The 18,287-nt window shown below is 61.0% G+C and carries 15 protein-coding genes and 2 pseudogenes; 8 read left to right on the top strand and 9 right to left on the bottom strand.

Annotation, left to right across the window (positions count from 1 at the left end; translation table 11 throughout):
* Positions 1-48: 48 nt before the first annotated feature.
* From D8U82_RS23505 to D8U82_RS23470, 8 genes are all read right to left on the bottom strand, one after another.
* On the bottom strand, positions 49-1,452 hold the full coding sequence (locus D8U82_RS23505) for an ABC transporter substrate-binding protein (protein WP_130903075.1): 1,404 nt from the start codon (positions 1,450-1,452) through the stop codon (positions 49-51).
* 232 nt (positions 1,453-1,684) lie between these two features.
* Complete coding sequence (locus D8U82_RS23500) at positions 1,685-1,930, bottom strand: ferredoxin family protein (protein WP_003225615.1); 246 nt, start codon at positions 1,928-1,930, stop codon at positions 1,685-1,687.
* A 27-nt stretch (positions 1,931-1,957) separates the two neighbouring features.
* Positions 1,958-3,688, bottom strand: a complete 1,731-nt coding sequence (locus D8U82_RS23495; protein WP_130903074.1) for a fumarate reductase/succinate dehydrogenase flavoprotein subunit — start codon at positions 3,686-3,688, stop codon at positions 1,958-1,960.
* Positions 3,685-4,437, bottom strand: a complete 753-nt coding sequence (locus tag D8U82_RS23490; protein ID WP_130903073.1) for a GntR family transcriptional regulator — start codon at positions 4,435-4,437, stop codon at positions 3,685-3,687. Before D8U82_RS23490 ends, D8U82_RS23495 begins: the two co-directional genes overlap by 4 nt.
* 214 nt (positions 4,438-4,651) lie before the next feature.
* On the bottom strand, positions 4,652-5,617 hold the full coding sequence (locus D8U82_RS23485) for a Gfo/Idh/MocA family oxidoreductase (RefSeq protein ID WP_130903072.1): 966 nt from the start codon (positions 5,615-5,617) through the stop codon (positions 4,652-4,654).
* Positions 5,618-5,626: 9 nt separating this feature from the next.
* Positions 5,627-6,514, bottom strand: coding sequence for a Dyp-type peroxidase (locus D8U82_RS23480; RefSeq protein ID WP_125927448.1), 888 nt, complete (start codon positions 6,512-6,514; stop codon positions 5,627-5,629).
* 74 nt (positions 6,515-6,588) lie between these two features.
* Positions 6,589-7,326, bottom strand: a complete 738-nt coding sequence (locus D8U82_RS23475) for a DUF72 domain-containing protein (protein ID WP_177434162.1) — start codon at positions 7,324-7,326, stop codon at positions 6,589-6,591.
* A gap of 10 nt (positions 7,327-7,336) precedes the next feature.
* A complete protein-coding gene (locus tag D8U82_RS23470; RefSeq protein ID WP_130903071.1) occupies positions 7,337-9,124 on the bottom strand; it encodes a thiamine pyrophosphate-requiring protein in 1,788 nt (595 codons plus the stop codon).
* 179 nt (positions 9,125-9,303) lie between these two features.
* Here D8U82_RS23470 and D8U82_RS23465 point away from each other — a divergent pair.
* The 5 genes and pseudogenes from D8U82_RS23465 (at position 9,304) to D8U82_RS23450 (ending at position 14,637) form a co-directional block, all read left to right on the top strand.
* Positions 9,304-9,806 (top strand): annotated as a pseudogene (locus tag D8U82_RS23465) (cupin).
* Between the two features lie 230 nt (positions 9,807-10,036).
* On the top strand, positions 10,037-10,876 hold the full coding sequence (gene yghU, locus D8U82_RS23460; RefSeq protein ID WP_125927445.1) for a glutathione-dependent disulfide-bond oxidoreductase: 840 nt from the start codon (positions 10,037-10,039) through the stop codon (positions 10,874-10,876).
* 24 nt (positions 10,877-10,900) lie between these two features.
* Positions 10,901-10,993 (top strand): annotated as a pseudogene (locus tag D8U82_RS28530) (metal ABC transporter ATP-binding protein); the annotation flags it as partial.
* A 154-nt stretch (positions 10,994-11,147) separates the two neighbouring features.
* Entirely contained in the window at positions 11,148-13,316 is a 2,169-nt protein-coding gene (locus tag D8U82_RS23455; protein WP_130903070.1) for a TonB-dependent siderophore receptor, read from the top strand.
* A gap of 127 nt (positions 13,317-13,443) precedes the next feature.
* The gene (locus D8U82_RS23450; RefSeq protein ID WP_130903069.1) at positions 13,444-14,637 is read left to right on the top strand and encodes a GAF domain-containing sensor histidine kinase; all 1,194 of its coding nucleotides are present in this window, start codon (positions 13,444-13,446) and stop codon (positions 14,635-14,637) included.
* Positions 14,638-14,645: 8 nt separating this feature from the next.
* Here D8U82_RS23450 and D8U82_RS23445 read toward each other — a convergent pair whose 3' ends face one another.
* Complete coding sequence (locus D8U82_RS23445) at positions 14,646-15,578, bottom strand: AraC family transcriptional regulator (RefSeq protein ID WP_024012697.1); 933 nt, start codon at positions 15,576-15,578, stop codon at positions 14,646-14,648.
* Here D8U82_RS23445 and D8U82_RS23440 point away from each other — a divergent pair.
* From D8U82_RS23440 to D8U82_RS23430, 3 genes are all read left to right on the top strand, one after another.
* Positions 15,569-15,760, top strand: coding sequence for a hypothetical protein (locus D8U82_RS23440; RefSeq protein WP_130903068.1), 192 nt, complete (start codon positions 15,569-15,571; stop codon positions 15,758-15,760). The genes D8U82_RS23445 and D8U82_RS23440 overlap by 10 nt on opposite strands.
* 359 nt (positions 15,761-16,119) lie before the next feature.
* Positions 16,120-17,469, top strand: a complete 1,350-nt coding sequence (locus D8U82_RS23435; RefSeq protein WP_122507058.1) for an MFS transporter — start codon at positions 16,120-16,122, stop codon at positions 17,467-17,469.
* A gap of 99 nt (positions 17,470-17,568) precedes the next feature.
* On the top strand, positions 17,569-18,261 hold the full coding sequence (locus D8U82_RS23430) for a fumarylacetoacetate hydrolase family protein (RefSeq protein WP_130903067.1): 693 nt from the start codon (positions 17,569-17,571) through the stop codon (positions 18,259-18,261).
* Positions 18,262-18,287: the final 26 nt, after the last annotated feature.

Genomic DNA, 18,287 nt, shown 5'->3' with positions numbered 1-18,287 from the left:
AGTCCCCTCTCCCTCCGGGAGAGGGTTAGGGTGAGGGGCTTTTGATCTTCAGCGCGCAGCAACAACCTGCGCAGTGGCATCGCTGAAGTCGAACACCTTGCCACCCTGCCCCGCAGCGTATTGCTGGGCCTGGCCCTTGAGCAGAAATGCGCTGAGGCGGCCCTTGGCGTCGCTGGCAAACCACGCCTGTTCAGCGAGCAACTTGATCCCGCTGTCACTGGCCTGCGCATAAACCGCACGAATGTTCTTGCCCTCCTGCTTCAACCCTGCCAGCGCGGTGAACGCCGCTTCAGCCGAGCCATAACGGCGGACTTTTTCCTCGCCACGCACCCAGATTTCCGCGACATGGCTGACGTCGGTGATGGCTTTGCCCGTCGCCGCATCCACACCCGGCAATGGCGTCTGCGCGTAGTTGGCCAGTTGCGCGGTGTAATCGAGGTTCGAAGCCTTGAACGCGGCGCGGATGTACTGGTCGTCGATGAAGCTGTTCAGGTCGAGCCCGCGATCGGCTTTCTTCAGCAGCTTCAGGGTATCGATGGCGGTTCCGACGGCCTGGCGGTATTCAGGCTTCCAGCTCAGGTCGCGGGTTTGCACGCCCAACGGGCCATGGAACAGGTAGTTGACCTCGGCATCGACCCCGGTGACTTTGGCGATCAGTTCGCTGTACTTCTCCGGTTCGGCGGCGAGCAGTTGGTTGGCTTCGATGCTCGCACGCAAATAGGCGACGACGATTTCCGGGTACTTTTTGGCGTAGGCCTGATCCACCAATGCGCCATGGAAAGTCGGCGCGTTGGCCTGGGCGCCGTCGTAGATCTTGCGGGCGAAACCACGGCTCGGGAACACCTCGGCGAACGGTACGAAATCGGCGTGGGCGTCGATCTTGCCGGCCTGCAATGCCGAGCCGGCGACTTCCGGTGGCTGGGCGATGATGTTGACATCCTTGAGCGGGTCCCAGCCCTGCTCTGCCACGGCGCGCAGCAACATGCCGTGAGCCGTCGAGGCGAACGGCACCGAAATGGTTTTGCCCTTGAGTTCACTCAAGCTCTGCACGGCCGAAGCGCTAGGCACGACGATGCCGTTGCCGCTGCCCTTGATGCTGCCCGACAGCACGCTGATGAACAGGCTGTGCTTGCCCGCCGTTTCGAACGCCACACCGTTGAACGCACCGGGGAAATCGGCCATGGCACCGAAATCGAGCTTGCCGGCGACCATCTCATTGGTCAGCGGCGCGCCACTGGTGAAATTCTTCCACTGCACGTCGTACTTGGCCTCTTTGTAGGCGCCATCGTGGGGCAGGTATTTTTCCAGCAGACCGAGTTCACGGATCAACAGGCCGCCGGCGGCGCAGTTGATGGTGGTGTCCTGGGTGCCGATGGCGATGCGGATGGTTTCGGCCGAGGCCGACAAGGTGAACGAAGCCAGGACCAGCCCAGCGAGTGCTGCACGCAACATGAGTGTTTCCCCTCGAATCATTGGTTTGAAGTTCGTCTCCGCCGCGATCGGGGCGCGGTGGGAAACGAGGGGTGTTTTGCATTCAGCGTCCGGGGTTCACCGGATGGCTATTGGATAATCACAATTGCAACGTGGGAGCGAGCCTGCTCGCGAAGGCGGCGGGTCAGTCACCATCATTGTTGAATGAACGATTGCTTTCGCGAGCAGGCTCGCTCCCACAATGGATTTGGGGTCAACGCAATAAATAGGGGATGTCGACCTTCACCGCACCCGTCGGGCAATCCTTCTCGCACGGCATGCAGTACCAGCATTCATCGAACGCCATGTAGGCCTTTTGCGTGGCCGGGTTGATCGCCAGCAGGTCCATCGGGCAGACGTCGACGCACACCGTGCAGCCCTTTTCCGCGATGCATTTGTCCTCGTCGACGGTGACCGGCGCGTTGGAGCGGAAGAAGATTTCCTGAGCTTGATAAGCCATGGTTCGGACTCTCTGAAAAATGATGTCTCAAGCGGCGAAGGCGCCGACCCGCAGGCGGTCGTAAGCCTGCATTTCCTCGGCGTCGAGCGGGATGATGTAGGGCTCGACGGCCTGCTTGAAACTGGTCATCTGGCCGTCCTCGCCCTTCTTCAGATGGCAGTGGCAGAACCAATCGGCGTCGTTGCGCTGCGGATGATCGACGCGATAGTGGTACAGGCCCCAGCGGCTTTCAGCGCGGAACAACGAAGCGCGGGCGGCCATTTCGGCGCAATCGCGGATCACGCTGGTTTCCATCGCTCGCATCAGTTCGTGAGCGTTGTTGGCTTTCATCTGCTCAAGATCGCGCTCGATGTCGCTGAAGCGTTGCAGGCCGATCTGCATCTTCTTGGTCACTTTCGGCGGTTGCAGGTAGTCGTTGACGAAGCGCCGCAGTTTGTATTCGACCTGCGCCGGCGGCAGACCTTCCTGGCGATCGAGCGGCGCGTAGACCCGGGCTTTCTCCTTGGCGATCTGCTCGCTGTCCAGTGCAGAAAACTCGCGGCCGGCGACAAATTCCGCGGCGTTGTGCCCGGCGAACCAGCCATAAGTGAACGCGCCTAGCATGTAATTGTGCGGCACCGCAGCCATGTCGCCCGCCGAGTACAATCCCTTGACCGAAGTCTCGGCACGCTCGTTGACCCACACGCCGGACGCCGAGTGGCCGCTGCAAAAACCGATTTCCGAAATGTGCATTTCAACCATCTGCGTGCGGTAGTCGGTGCCGCGATTGGCGTGGAACTGGCCACGGCTCGGGCGCTCGTTGCTGTGCAGGATTTCCTCGATGTTCTGGATGGTTTCCTCGGCCAGGTGATCGAGTTTGAGGAACACCGGACCGTTGCCGCTTTCCAGTTCCTGATGGAACTCCCACATCATCTGTCCGCTCCAGTAATCGCACTCGATGAAGCGTTCGCCCTTGTTGTTGGCGGTGTAGCCACCCAGCGGGCCGGTGACGTAGGCGCAGGCCGGGCCGTTGTAATCCTTGATCAACGGGTTGATCTGGAAGCACTCGAGATTGGCCAGTTCGGCGCCGGCGTGATAGGCCATCGCGTAGCCGTCACCGGCATTGGTCGGGTTTTCGTAGGTGCCCATCAGGTAGCCCGACGACGGCAGACCAAGGCGTCCGGCCGCGCCGCAGGCGAGAATCACCGCTTTGGCCTTGATCACATGGAAGTCGGCGGTGCGGCAATCGAAGCCCATTACACCGTTGACCGCGCCCTCCTCGTCGGTCAGCAACCGCGTGCAGACCAGGCGATTGGTGATGCTCACCCGCGCACGTTTCAACTGCCGATACAGAACTTTCTTGATGTCGTGCCCTTCTGGCATCGGCAGCACATAGGCGCCCATGTGGTGGACCTTTTTCACCGCGTAGTCACCGGTTTCGTCCTTCTCGAACTTCACGCCCCAGCGGTCGAGTTGTTCGATGGTTTCAAAACTGTGCGTCGCATAGGCGTAGACCGCCGCCTGATTGACGATGCCGTCATTGGCGATGGTGATTTCCTTGGTGTACTGCTCCGGTGTCGAGTGGCCGGGAATGATCGCGTTGTTCAGGCCATCCATGCCCATGCTGATCGCGCCGCTGCGCTTGACGTTGGCCTTGTCGACCAGCAACACGCGCAAATCGCGGTTCTTCTCCTTGGCCTTGATCGCCGCCATCGGCCCGGCCGTACCGCCGCCAATCACGACGATGTCATATTCCTGTTCTAGAACGTTGCGGGTCATGCCTGCTCCCCTTTTTGCCGGTCGATCCGCAGGCGGTACTGGAACGCATCGCCACGGTAATAAAGGTGTTCGAAGTCCAGCGGCTGGCCTAGGGCGTCGTGGGTCAGACGCTCGATGCGCATGATCGGCGAGCCCGCTTCGACGTTGAGCGCCTGGGTCAGGTCGCTGTCGGCCAGCACCGCGTCGATGGCCAGATCAGCGTGACCGAGGGCGATGCCGCAGTCGTTTTCGAGGATCAAAAAGATGTCGCGGGTGACCAGATCCGCCTTCTCCAGTCGCTCGCCGACCGTTTTAGGCAGGTAGGTGATTTCCAGCGAGATCGGCTCGCGGTTGATCAGGCGCACGCGTTTGATCTGCGCGACGATTTCACCTTCGGCCACCTGCAGACGCTCGGCGACACGCTTGCCGGCCGGAATGAATTTGAAACTGCGCAGGCGGTTGATCACTTCATAACCGCGCCCGGTCATCGACTCGGCGAGGCCTTGCAGGCTGCTGACGTTCTGAAAGGTTTTCGGTTTGGCGACGAAGGTGCCCTTGCCATGGATCTTGAAGATCAGGCCTTCCTTTTGCAGATCACCGAGTGCCTGGCGCACGGTGATGCGGCTGACTTTGAACAGCGCACCCAGTTCGCTTTCGGAAGGCATCTGCCTGTCTTGCGGGTATTCACCGTCGAGAATCCGCGCACGGAGCACGTCGCGCAGTTGGGTGTGCAGCGGAACGCTACTGAGGGAGAGAACGTTATCGGTCATCGTCGGATCACTTGTTATAACGAGTTATGACGTGATCTTAGAGACGTTATGGCGAGGTTGAGAAATATTGTTTGGGCATAACCTTAGATGCGCGTTGCGCCGGAAGACCTGTGGGAGCGAGCCTGCTCGCGAAAGCATTCTGTCAGTCAATACCTCCGTGACTGACACACCGCTTTCGCGAGCAGGCTCGCTCCCACAGGGGATTGTGAGCTATTCAGCGTTTGAGAATCCGGTCCATGACCCAGTCGGTCTTGACGGCTTGCTCGGCCACGGCGGGATGCTGTGAATCACCCCGAATATGCGCATTCATCCCCAGCAAGTGATGCCACTGAATATGCTCGTGATGAGCGATCTCCAGGCTGATCTGCTCATCGGCATCCAGCTGCACCGGATGCTCGTCAAACACCGAAAACCCGATGCGCCCTTTGCTGCCGATGATCTCGACCCGATCTTCACGCCGGTCCGCAACAAAGTTCCAGCAGCCCATGCCCAGCGCTCCGGAAGCGAACCGCCAAGTGGCGCTGACCGCATCTTCCGCCGCGTACAGACCCGCCTGACGCGCGGTGAAACCGGCGACTTCAACGATGTCGCCAAGCAGATACTGGAACAGGTCCAGGCCATGGCTGGCCAGGTCGGCAAAGTAGCCGCCGCCAGCCACCGCCGGGTCGGTGCGCCAATTATCCCGACCCTCAAGATCAGCCGGCGACGGCGCTTTGGTCAGTGTCCAGCTCAGATGGCGAACATCACCAATGCGCCCCTCCTCCAGCCATTGCCGCACCTGAGCGAAGCGCGGCAGCGAGCGGCGGTAATAGGAGACGAACAAGTGCAGACCGGCAGCGGCAAACGCTTGCTGCATCTCGCGGCTTTGCCCGGCGTTGAGCGCCATGGGCTTTTCCACGCAGCAATGCTTGCCGGCGGCGGCGACTTTCAGGCTGTAGGCATGGTGGCTGTCGGGCGGCGTGGCGATGTACACCGCGTCGACTTCGGGATCGTTGATCAGCGCATCGACATCGGTATAGACGCGGCTGATGCCGTGGCGCGCGGCGTAGTCGGTCACCGCTTCGAGGCGTCGGCCCATCACTGCGACCAGTGCCGAACCGGGCGCCTTGTAAAAGGCCGGTCCGCTCTTGCGTTCAGCGACACTGCCGCAACCGATCATGCCCCAGCGCACCACTTTCATAGGCAGTCCTCAGCCGATGCGCAGCGCGCGCAGATCAAGGCGTCCGTCCTTAAGCGGCGGGCACCAGTAGTAGCCGCCGGTGATCGGCCGACTGATCTGGTACAAGCCATCGGCAATACCGTCCTCCAGGCCGCTCATGCGCCGCAGCTGTGCTTCGAAGGCATCCAGCGAGAAACCGAAAGCGAGGAACATCAAACCGGCGCGATCGCCTTCAATCCATGGCATCGAGCGGCGCACGACGAACGCTTCCGGCGCGAAGCTCTCTTGCGCGGTGCGTTTGACGTGGGCGGAGATCGGCGCGTCGTCGATTTCTTCGTTATCGCTCAAGCGCCGTCCCATGATGTCGTCCTTGGCGCCGGCAGACAGGCGATGAAAACCCTTGAGGTCGTGCTGCCACTGCTGGATCGCGGCGAAGCTGCCACCGACCAGTCCGTCTGCGCCGGAGCTCAGCAGCGCGGCGGCGACAGCGGCGTCATCGTGGGGGTTTTCCGTGCCGTCTTCGTAACCGGTGAGGTCGTGGCCGTCCATGTGGCGGAAGGCTTCCTGCATCTCGACCAGACGCAAGGCCGGGGCCAGCGCGGCTTCGATAGCGTTGCAGCGGTTGAGCAGTTCACCCCGGTCAATACCGTGCAACCAGATCCACAGGGCATGCTGGGTCGACGGGTTGTTCACGCCAACGCCGGTCAGCGCGGGGAAGCTGCGCAGGCCAGCGATTTCGACATTCAGCGCCTTGGTCAACGACTCACCAAAACCAACCACCGCCGACTTGCCATCCACCAGCATCAGCAGGCTGTCGATCGCTTGTGGCAAGGCTTCAACCGACGCCAGGGCGAAAAACAGATGACGTGCTTGCGCAGGAACAGGGGTAGCGAGAATGCCCGGCTGGTAGTAACTCATGTGAACTCCTTGAAAAAGTGCGCGGAGTTTACCTGTAGCCGGATCGTTTGTGTGGGTGGCGAGAGCGTCGTCGTTCAGCGTTCAACGCCTTCGATCAACGCCTTCAAAGCCAGCGCATCGGCGGTGGCGGCACCGCTGGCGGTGTTGTCGAAGATGCACCAGATGTCTCTGCCGTCGGCCTTCGCGCGCCGCAGGTTCTGAGCAAGCTGGTGCAGATAGGCCGCTTCATAAGCGCTGTGATAAATCCGTGGCGAGCCGTGCAGGCGCCAATACTGCAGGCCTTGCCAGCCACCCGGTGCGGTGTCGCTGCTGATCCGCGAGGGATCGACCACCGCCTGAGCAATTTGCAACTCCAACAGCACTGCCTCAGCCTCAGTCCACGATTCGTGTCGTGGTTCCAGCACCACACTGCCCTTGAACCGCTCGCGCAGGGCATGAAAAAACGCCTCGGCCACCGGCGCATCGAAGGCAAGTTTGGGTGGCAGTTGCACCAGCAGGCAACCGAGTCGATCAGCCAAGCCCTGGCACTGGCCGAGAAACTCATCGAGCGCGGCCGCGCTGTCCGCCAGCCGCTGTTCATGGGTGATGAGCTTCGGCACTTTCACGGCGAAGCGAAAGTCCGGCGCTACCGAGTCGGCCCAGCGTTCGTAGGTCTGACGCCGATGCGGGCGGTAGAACGAGCTGTTGATTTCCACACAGTTGAAGCGCGCGGCGTAGCGTTGCAGGTGCGTGCCTTCGGCGGGGAATGCCGGCCAGTGCTCGCGCCCGAGACTCCAGCCGGCGCAACCGATGTAGATGGTTGACTCGTTCAAGCGCACACCGTCATTTCTTCCCGGGCAACACGGCGCCCAACACCTGCTTGGCGGTCTGCACGATCACCCCGGCTTCGTCCGGATCGCCCTTGAGCAGGGTCGTGGCGAATTTCTTCGCTTGCTCAAGCTTGATGTGCGGCGGCAACGGCGGCACGTTCGGGTCGGTCTTGAACTCGATCAGCACCGGCACTTCCGAGGCGAGTGCCTGTTCCCACGCAGCGGCGACCTCTTCCTCGCGATCAACGAAAATGCCCTTGAGGCCGATGGAAATCGCGAACAGGTGATACGGCACATCGGGAATGCTTTGCGACGCTTCGAACTTCGGATCGCCCTCCATCACCCGCTGCTCCCAAGTGACCTGATTGAGGTCTTCGTTGTTGAACACCGCGCAGATCCATTTCGGGCTCTGCCATTGCCGCCAGTATTTGGCGACAGTGATCAGCTCGGCCATGTTGTTCATCTGCATCGCGCCGTCGCCGACCAGGGCAATGACCGGGCGTTCCGGGAAGGCGAACTTGGCCGCGATCGCATAGGGCACCGCCGCGCCCATCGAGGCCAGGCCACCGGACAACGAGCATTTCATGCCGCGACGGATTTTCAGATCGCGGGCGAACCAGTTGGCGCAAGAGCCAGAGTCGCTGGTGATAATCGCCTGCTCGGGCAAACGCGGCGACAACTCGTAGACCACCCGTTGCGGATTGACTGGATCGGCTTTGGCCATGGCGCGTTTTTCCAGGGTTTTCTCCCAGCTGCTGCGCCAGCCTTCGATCTTCTTGCGCCACTTGTTCGAGGTTTTCTGTTCCAGCAAGGGCAGCAATGCGGCAAGGGTTTCCGCTGAATCACCGACCAGATTGACCTCCATCGGATAACGCAGGCTGAGCATGTCCGGCTGCAAGTCGATCTGCACGCCGTGCGCCTGGCCTTCCTTGGGCAGAAACTCGGAATACGGGAAGCCCGAACCGATCATCAGCAAGGTGTCGCACTCGCTCATCAGCTTGTAGCTGGGCTCGGTGCCGAGCAGGCCGATGCTGCCGGTGACCCACTGCAAATCGTCTGGCAACGCTGCTTTGCCCAACAGCGCCTTGGCGACGCCCGCGCCGAGCTTTTCCGCCACGGCGATGACCAGATCGGTCGCCTCCAGCGCGCCGGCACCCACCAGAATCGCGACTTTTTCGCCGCTGTTCAGCACCTCGGCGGCGCGTTGCAGATCGGCGGCATAAGGAACGACTTTCGGCTTGCTGTACCCGACGCCGGAATGCGCGGTGCCATGGGCGCGCGCCGGTTGTTCGTAAGGCAGATCCTGCAAGTCATTGGGCAGAATCAACGCGGTGACGCGGCGCTCGCCGACCGCAGTGCGCACCGCGCGATCAAGCAGATGGCGCACTTGCGACGGCGCCGAAGCCTGCTGCACAAACGCACCGGCGACATCCTTGAACATCGACACCAGATCCAGTTCCTGCTGGTAGTGACTGCCCAGCGCCGTACGCGCCTGCTGACCGACAATGGCCAGCACCGGCATGTGATCCATGCGCGCGTCGTAGAGGCCGGTGATCAGGTGCGAGGCGCCGGGACCCGAGGTGGCGATGCACACGCCCAGCTCGCCGGTGAACTTGGCGTGGGCCGAGGCCATGAACGCAGCCATTTCCTCGTGCCGTGCCTGAACGAATTCGATCTTGCCTTTGGCCCGGCTCATGGCGCCGAACACGCCGTTGATGCCATCCCCCGGATAACCAAAAATTCGCGTGACGCCCCATTCGCTGAGCCGCTCAACCAGAAAATCACCAACTGTCATCGTCATCTTGACCCTCGCCATTTACCGCTGCATGGACATATAAGGGTCTGGACAGCCCGCTGCGCGATGAAGTTTCGCTGGATTGTCCGGGCATGAACTTCGGCGCCGTGTTCGCGCGGCAATGATTTTTGAGGCGTGCGCCCTGCTCTGTGGTCGATTGAGAAATGATCGAAGGAGGATGGGCCATGACTGAAGTGCAAACCCTGCAGCTGGAACGCAATGACTGGGTGCCGAACAATCCGCGTCTGCCAGTGCTGATCTACCGCAGCGCAATTGCCGTTGAAGGCGACGATCCGGCGGCGCGCTTCGAGCAGACCTTCGGCGCCAATGGCTGGCCGGCGCAGTGGCGCTACGGCATTTATGACTATCACCACTATCACACTGAAGGCCACGAAGTGCTTGGCGTGGCGGCCGGTCAGGCGCGGTTGATGTTGGGCGGGCCTGATGGGCAAGTCGTCGACGTCGGTGCTGGGGATGTGTTGTTGCTGCCGGCGGGAACCGGGCACTGCAATCTGGGCTCGAGCGAGGATTTTCTCGTGGTGGGTGCTTATCCGCCGGGGCAGCAGGCGGATATTGCCGGGCCGCGCCGAGTGATGCGCAGTTGGCGCGGATTGCGGGGCTGGCGTTTCCTGAGACAGATCCGGTGCAGGGAGTCGGGGGTGCAGTTGGGCGGTATTGGAGCCGTTAGGCGCGGCGACCCTGCCGACGCTTTCGCGAGCAGGCTCGCTCCCACAATGAATACGGGTGAACCCTGTTTCTCTGTCCAATACATACCCCTGTGGGAGCGAGCCTGCTCGCGAAGGCGGCAGATCGGTTTGCATCATTCAATATGAATAACCGCACTCACCGCTGGCACCCGCCGGAAATTTTCCCTACGGTGTCTACCTGTTCTCTCCCAGCATCGACGAGGTCCGTTTCATGAGCAATGCGTCTTACGTTCCGCCCAAGGTCTGGAAACACGAAGCCCCTTCCGGCGGCCACTTCGCCAGCATCAACCGGCCGATCGCCGGGCCGACCCACGATAAGGAACTGCCGGTCGGCAAGCATCCGCTGCAACTGTATTCGCTGGCCACGCCCAACGGTGTGAAAGTCACCATCATGCTCGAAGAGCTGCTCGCACTCGGCCACAGCGAGGCCGAATACGACGCGTGGCTGATCCGCATTGGCGAGGGCGATCAGTTCTCCAGCGGTTTTGTCGAGGTCAACCCGAATTCGAAAATCCCGGCGCTGCTGGATTGCAGCGTCGAGCCGCCGATCCGGGTGTTCGAGTCCGGTTCGATCCTGCTGTATCTGGCGGAAAAGTTCGGCGCCTTGCTGCCCAAGGATCCGGCCGGTCGTACCGAAACCCTCAACTGGCTGTTCTGGCAAATGGGCTCGGCGCCGTATCTGGGCGGCGGCTTCGGGCACTTCTACGCGTATGCGCCGGAGAAGCTCGAATATCCGATCAACCGCTTCACCATGGAAGCCAAACGGCAACTGGATGTGCTCAACCGCCGTCTCGCCGACAACACCTATCTGGCCGGCGACGATTACACCATCGCCGACATCGCCGTGTGGCCCTGGTACGGGCAACTGGTGCGCAACAACGTTTACTCGGCGGCGGAATTTCTCGCGGCGCATGAATACACCCATGTGCAGCGCTGGGCCGAAGCAATCGCCAAGCGGCCAGCGGTCATGCGTGGGCAGCGAGTGAATCGCACCTGGGGTGATGAAGACAGTCAGGTGCCGGAGCGGCATGAGGCGAAGGATCTGGACTGATTTCAAAAAAAACCGCATAACCCTGTGGGAGCGAGCCTGCTCGCGAAAGCGGAGTATCAGACAACGCATCTGTTGAATGACACACCGCCTTCGCGAGCAGGCTCGCTCCCACATTTGTTTGCGCAACCGCTCAAATCCAATTGTGAAAAAATCATTAACTAACTGACTCGTACGGGTTTATTCCCCCGGAAACTTCCGACATACTAATGCGAATAATTCTTACATGCACTCGCATTAGTTTCGTTTGGGTAAATCTTGGGGAAGCAGATAGATGTCGTTTCACACCATTCACCGCCGCTCGAACCTTTCACCTAACCTCCTCGCAATCGCCATCGGCATGGCCAGCATCGCTCCTGCGTTGGCTGAAGAAACCGCAGCCACAGCGCCCGCCAATGGCCCGCTGGAACTGCAAGCGACCGAAATCGGCGCTACGCAGATGAGCAGCACCACCGAAGACACGCAGTCCTACACCACCGGCCCGATGCAGACCGCGACCAAGCTGTCGCTGACCATGCGCGAAACGCCGCAGGCGGTGACGGTGATCACTCGCCAGCGCATGGACGACCAGAACATGACCAGCGTCAACGACGTGGTGCGCGGCACGCCGGGGCTGTTCCTCAGCGAGGCCAGCGGCCCGGGCCGGCAGACTTACAAGGCGCGCGGTTTCGACATCGACAACATCATGTACGACGGCCTGCCCAGCTCGTATTCGCCGTTCACTTTGGCCGTGCAACCGAACCTGGCGATGTTCGACCGAGTGGAAATCGTCCGTGGCGCAACCGGCCTGGTCACCGGTGCCGGCAACCCGTCGGCGGCGATCAACATGGTGCGCAAACGCCCGACCGCTGATCAGCGCGTGACCCTCACCGGCGCCGCCGGCAGCTGGGATGACTACCGTGGCGAGGTCGATGCCTCCAGCCCGCTGAACGACAGCGGCACCCTGCGTGGCCGGGTGGTGACGTCGTATCAGGGCGCCGACAGTTTTCGCGACAAGGAAGAAAACGATCACGGCCTGTTCTACGCCATCGGTGAAGCCGACCTGAGCGACAGCACCACGGCGACCCTCGGTTTCTCCCGGCAGAACGATCAGACCAACTATTTCTGGGGCGGCCTGCCGATCGGCGAAGACGGCCACCACCTCGACCTGCCCCGCTCCACCTATCCCGGTACCGATTGGGAAAACCGCAAGTTGCAGGTCGACACCGTGTTCGGTGAAGTCGAACACCGTTTCGACAACGACTGGAAACTGCATGTTGGCGGTTCCACTTCGACAACCGAAGGCGAATTCTCCGGCACGTATTTGTCGCGCTACGACGGCCCGCTGGAAACCACCGCCTACCAATCGCACCACACCGACAAGCAACGCGCCTTCGACGGTTTCGCCAGCGGCCCGTTCGAAGCGTTCGGCCGTACCCACGAGTTGGTAGTCGGCGCCAGCAATCGCGTGTACGACGCCACCACCAAGGAATACGCGCCCTACGACACCGGCCTGCCGATCGCCGCGCCCAAGCCTGACTTCGTCCGTAACGGCAAGTCGCGCAACGTCACCACCCAGGACGCGGTTTACCTGACCACGCGCTTGAGCCTGGCCGACCCGCTGACGTTGATTCTCGGCAGTCGTCTGGACTGGTATGACTACGACGATCGCAGTGCCGACGGTGACTTCAAGGTCACGCGCAACCTGACCCGTTACGCCGGCCTGATCTACAAACTCGACGACCATCACTCGGTCTACGCGAGCTACACCGACATCTTCACCCCGCAAACCCAGAAGGACCTCGGCGGCAAAGTGCTTGAGCCGATCGTCGGTGAAAACTACGAAGTCGGTATCAAGGGCGAATATTTCGACGGCGCGCTGAACGGCAGCGTGGCAGTGTTCCAGATGGACCAGACCAACCGCGCCACTCAGGCAGCGACCCAGCTAGGCTGCCCGGAACTGACCTGCTACGAAACCTCTGGCAAGGTTCGCGCCCAAGGCGTGGACATGGAACTGCAAGGTGCGCTGACCGAGCAATGGCAAGTCGGCGCCGGCTACACCTACACCCGCGCCCACTACATCAAGGACGAAAACCCGGCCAACAATAACCAGAAATTCGACACCGACATGCCCGAGCACCTGTTCAAGGTCTCCACCGTGTACCGCTTCAAAGGCCCGCTGGAAAAACTGCGCGTGGGCGGCAACGTGTACTGGCAGAGCCGCATGTACAACGACATCGCTCTGGCCAACGGCGGCAGCTATCGCCTCGAACAGGGCGGCTACGCGGTCACCGACCTGATGGCTGGTTACGAGGTCAACAAGCAACTCGACCTGCAGGTCAACGCCAACAACATTTTCGACCGCAAGTACTATTCCTCCATCGGCACCGACGTGACCTGGGGCTCGACCGATAACTACGGCACCCCGCGCAGCTACATGATGACGGCCAAGTACAAGTTCTGAGGCGATAGCGCTCAGCAAGCACCACACAGGGCGCCGGGAGTTTTCCCGGTGCCCTTTTTTGCAGGTTCATTAGGCAAGGCCGGCAATTACCGATAGTCTCTGGCGACACTTTCGCGAAGCACCGGCCATGCCCCAGACAGATTTCTCCTGCGACCTCCAGGCCATCGGCAGCATTGACGCTGTGCCGGTGATCCTGAGCATGGTCAAGCACATCACCGGTATGCGCTTCGCCGCCGTAGCGCGGGTCACCGAGAGCAAGTGGATCGCCTGCGCCGTGGATGATTCGATTGACTTCGGCCTGTTGCCCGGCGGCGAACTGGTGCTGGAATCGACGATTTGTCATGAGATCCGTCAGCACCATCAGCCGGTGATTTTCGGCCATGCCAGCCAGCACCCGCTGTTCTCCACGCACCACACGCCGAAAACCTACGGTCTGGAAAGCTACATCTCCATTCCGATCATCAAGGCCGATGGCGAATTCTTCGGCACGCTGTGCGCCATTGATTCGGTGCCGGCGAACCTCGACGACCCGGCCATCGAAAAGACCCTCACCCTCTTCGCCCAACTGATTGCGATGAGCCTGGATACCCAAGGCCATTTGCACGCGACCAAAACCGCGCTGGCCGATGCCAACGAAATGGGCCGTCTGCGCGAGCAGTTCATCGCCGTACTGGGCCATGACTTGCGCACGCCACTCAGTGCCATCCGCATGAGTGCCGATCTGCTGGACAGCAAAGTCGAGGACAAGCGCTCGCGCACGCTGCTGTCGGCGATTCGCACCAGCTCGGTGCGCATGGGCGTGCTGATCGAAAACATCCTCGACTTCGCCCGGGGCCGGCTCGGCAGTGGCATCCCGGTGCAGCGCAAACTGGTCGATGACTTGCAGCAAACGCTGCGCCAGACCCTGGAAGAAATCCAGGTGGCGTACCCGCAGGCGAAGTTTATTGATTCGCTGGAGGTGCCGGCCGGGGTCTATTGCGACCCGCTGCGCATCAGCCAACTGTTGTCGAATCTGCTGGGCAACGCCGTAACTCACGGTTCCATTGCCGAGCCGATCGTGCTCAAAGCCTTTGCCGAGGGCGACGAAATCGTTATTTCGTTGACCAATCAGGGCACGCCAATCCCGCCTGCGCTGATGCCGCTGCTGTTCGAACCGTTTTCCCGTTCCGAAGCAGGCCAGCGTCATGAAGGGTTGGGACTGGGCTTGTACATCGCCGGGCAGATTGCCAATGCGCACAACGGCACCTTGAGCGTGACATCCGACCGTGAAACGGGCACCTGTTTTGTCGCGCGCTTCCCTGCCCGCTTCAAGTGGGTCTGAGCGCCGCTCTAAGTATTCAGTGGCGTCTGCGGCGTGTCCGGGTTGAGCTGGCGGCGGCGGAACTGCCCCGGCGGCTGGCCATGAATCTGGCGAAAACGCCGGGAGAAATAGGCTTCATCGGCGAACCCGCACAACCGCGCCACCTCGCCCACCGAGCGCGTACTGTTGAGCAGGAAGTTGCGCGCCGCGTGCATGCGCCGCTCCAGCACCAGCTCGGTGAAGGTCTTGCCGATCTCTTTGCGCAGCCAGTGCGTCAGGTAGGTCGGTGACAGATAGGTCGCAGCGGCGACTTTGATCAGGTTGAGGTCAGGATCGGCGATGTTCTTCCGCAAATACTCGAACATGCGGCTCAAGGCGTCGCGACGACTGTTCTCGGCGGCATTCTCTTCCGCCAGCCGCTTGAGCGGCTCGGCGTAGAGAAAACACACGCTACCGATCATCTGCAGCAACAAGCCCTTGAGCATTTCCCGCGTGCCGAACTGACGGTTCTCATCGAGTGCGCGCATCTGTTCGATCAGGCCGCAGACCTGAGCGAAATCCTCATCACCCAAAATGAAATCCAGATGTTCCTGAAAGCGGAACGGCGACAGCTCCGGCGCGAGCAGGATTGACACCTCTTCCAGATCCATCGGGTCGCATTGCAGATGCGGCAAGAGAAACGTCTGGGAAAAATTGATGACGATGAAATTACTGTCTGCGGGATGCGGAATCACATGCACGCGGTGCGGCAGGATGAACGCCAGAGTGTTGCGCGGGAATGGCCGCTGGACGCTGCCGATGTGCTGCACGGTGTCGCCACCGAGGTTGATCTGGATCTGGAAGTACTCGTGCCGGTGAGGCGCGGTTTCGGCGCGCCGACCCTTTTTGTCGCGAATGTAGAAATCGGTCAATTCGCTGCGTTGCTGCATGACGTAGGTCGGGATACGGCTGGGTGAAGACATGGGCAGAAGGTCCTCCGGGCAGTGAGGTGGCGCCTGTCATCTTGCAGGGTTGGGCGGTGGGCGGCAATGAGTCATACGATGACGTTGGCTTTTTTGAAAGAAGCCTCGCGATGAGCCTGTCCAAAAACCGCATCAGCTTAAAAATATGGATAGTCATTATTTTTCAGTTATTTGCGATTTAAATCTGATCTTTATTCTCAAGACAAATCGTATTTATCTTTTTGGACACGTTCGCCAAACCCACTTTTTTCAAGAAAAAACGTTCTAACCCATCGGTTGATTTAGAACCGTTGTACGACCACTGTAATGACCAACGCAGCCCAACCTCTTTCAAAAACAATCAAAGGTGCGCACGTCATGATCCTGCTATTTCCCCTCGCCGCCCCGCCCGACCTCCCCTTGAAATCAATCGCACAAAGACGTTCCTGAACGTCTGAAAGCCGCGCTGCAACCCGTTCGATTGCCTTGCCCCACACGTTGCGGGCAACGGCATCGGCTGCTCGAAAAATCTCGACTCTTCTAGCAATAACGAGGTCTCCGCATGTCCAACTCCCATTCTTCCAGTGCCACGGTGCCGCCGGTGATAGCCGGCGCACGCGATGCCGTTACGGCGCAGCGTCTGCCTACGCGGCGGCGCTGGTTCATGCTGTCGCTGCTGCTGATCGCGACGATCATCAATTACATCGACCGGGTGAACATCTCGATCGCCGCGCCGTTCATGGCCAAGGACCTGGGCCTGGACAAGATCGAGATGGGCCTGATCTTTTCCGCGTTCGCCTGGACCTATGCCTTGGCGCTGGTGCCGGCCGGCTTCATTGCCGACCGGTTTGGCTCGCGCTTCACCTACGGCGTTTCGCTGATCAGTTGGTCGACTGTCACCGTTTGCCAGGGTTTCGCCACGGGATTTGCCTCACTGTTCGGCCTGCGCCTGGCGGTCGGCGCCATGGAAGCCCCGGCTTTTCCGGCCAACAGCCGCGCGGTGACGGTGTGGTTCCCGGCGCGGGAACGCGGGATGGCCAGCAGCATTTACGTGTGCGGCCAGTACCTCGGCACGGCGCTGTTCACCGGCGCGCTGCTGTGGCTGGCGACCACCTTTGACTGGCGCCACGTGTTCTACAGCACCGGCGCACTCGGCATCGTCTTCGGTGTGCTGTGGCTGTACCTGTATCGCGATCCGCTGAACTGCAAGAAGGTCAGCCAGGAAGAATTGAAGTACATCGAAACCGGCGGCGGTCTGGTCAAGAGCAGCCAGGAGCGCACCCGCTTCAACTGGCGGCAGATTGCCGAGCTGTTCAGCTACCGGCAGATCTGGGCGATCTGCATCGGCAAATTCGCCAGCACCTCGGCGCTGTACTTCTTCCTCACCTGGTTCCCGACCTACCTGATCGAAGAACGCAAACTGACCATGATCAAGGCCGGGATCTTCGCCGTGCTGCCCTTCGTCGGTGCGACGGTGGGGATTCTGCTGGCCGGCATCGTTTCCGACTTGCTGATCCGTCGCGGCTACTCGATGTCGTTTGCGCGCAAGTTGCCGCTGGTGGTCGGTTCGATGCTGGGCATGTCGATCGTGCTGGTGAATTTCACTGACTCCAACCTGATCTGCATCGCCGTGCTGACCATCGCGTTCTTCGCCCAAGGCATCGCGTCCTCGTCGTGGGCGGCGGTATCGGAAGTGGCGCCGAAAGAGCTGATCGGCCTCACCGGCGGCATTACCAGCCTGGCGGCGAACATCGGCGGCATCGTCACGCCGATCGTGATCGGCGCCATCGTTCACGCCACCGGCACCTTCGCCTATGCCTTCTGGTTTATTGGCGGCGTCGCGCTGATCGGCACCCTCTCCTATTCGTTACTGCTCGGACGCCTGTATCGCATCGAGCTGAAGGTGCGCTGAGGCGAAAAGCCCGGATTTGTCCAAACGCAGGCGGCTTTCGTCCAACTTCGCCGACGCCAGCCGCCGTACGCTGCCCTTTCAAACAGGATGACCCGCAGGATGAACATGACTGAATACGTCTTTACCCCGGATCTGCCCGTGACCTTGCCGGTCCTCGGCACCGAGCAGCGCTTCCCCGTCGGCCGGGTGTTCTGTGTCGGCCGCAACTACCCATGGCCGGACTCTCAAGGCCAGTCGCGCCAGCCGCCAGTGTTTTTCATGAAACCGCCGAGCTGCGTGGTCGATGCCGTCGGCGACATCGCCTTCCCCTCAGTGTGCGAGGACTTCGTTCACGAAATCGAACTGGTCGTCGCCATCGGTGAAGGCGGCGCCAATATCCCCGAGGATCAAGCGCTCGCCTACGTGTGGGGCTACGCCGCCGGCCTCGACCTCACCCGCCGCGATGTGCAACGCGCAGCCAAGAGCAACGGCTTGCCGTGGGAAGGCGCCAAGGTGTTCGACGGCGCCGCGCCGATGACTGCCGTCGTCCCGGTGAGCCGCAGCGGCCATCCCGAGGGCGAGTTGTGGCTGAACGTCAACGGCGAAGAGCGCCAGCGCGACAATCTCGACAGCCAGATCTGGTCGGTCAGTGAAGTGATCGCCCGCATCTCGCAATCCGTGGCCCTGCGCGCCGGCGACCTGATCATGACCGGCAGCCCCGCCGGCGTTGACAGCCTGCAACCGGGCGATGTGATCAACGCCGGCATCGACGGCATCGGCCACCTGGAAATGCGCGTCGGCCCACGGCCCTGATTCCAGCGGATTGAGAAAAAGGAGAA

Source organism: Pseudomonas sp. Sample_23 (assembly GCF_004307595.1).
GTDB lineage: Bacteria > Pseudomonadota > Gammaproteobacteria > Pseudomonadales > Pseudomonadaceae > Aquipseudomonas > Aquipseudomonas atacamensis.
Note: the sequence above shows the minus strand (reverse complement) of the source record. Positions and strands in the feature narration are given on the sequence as shown.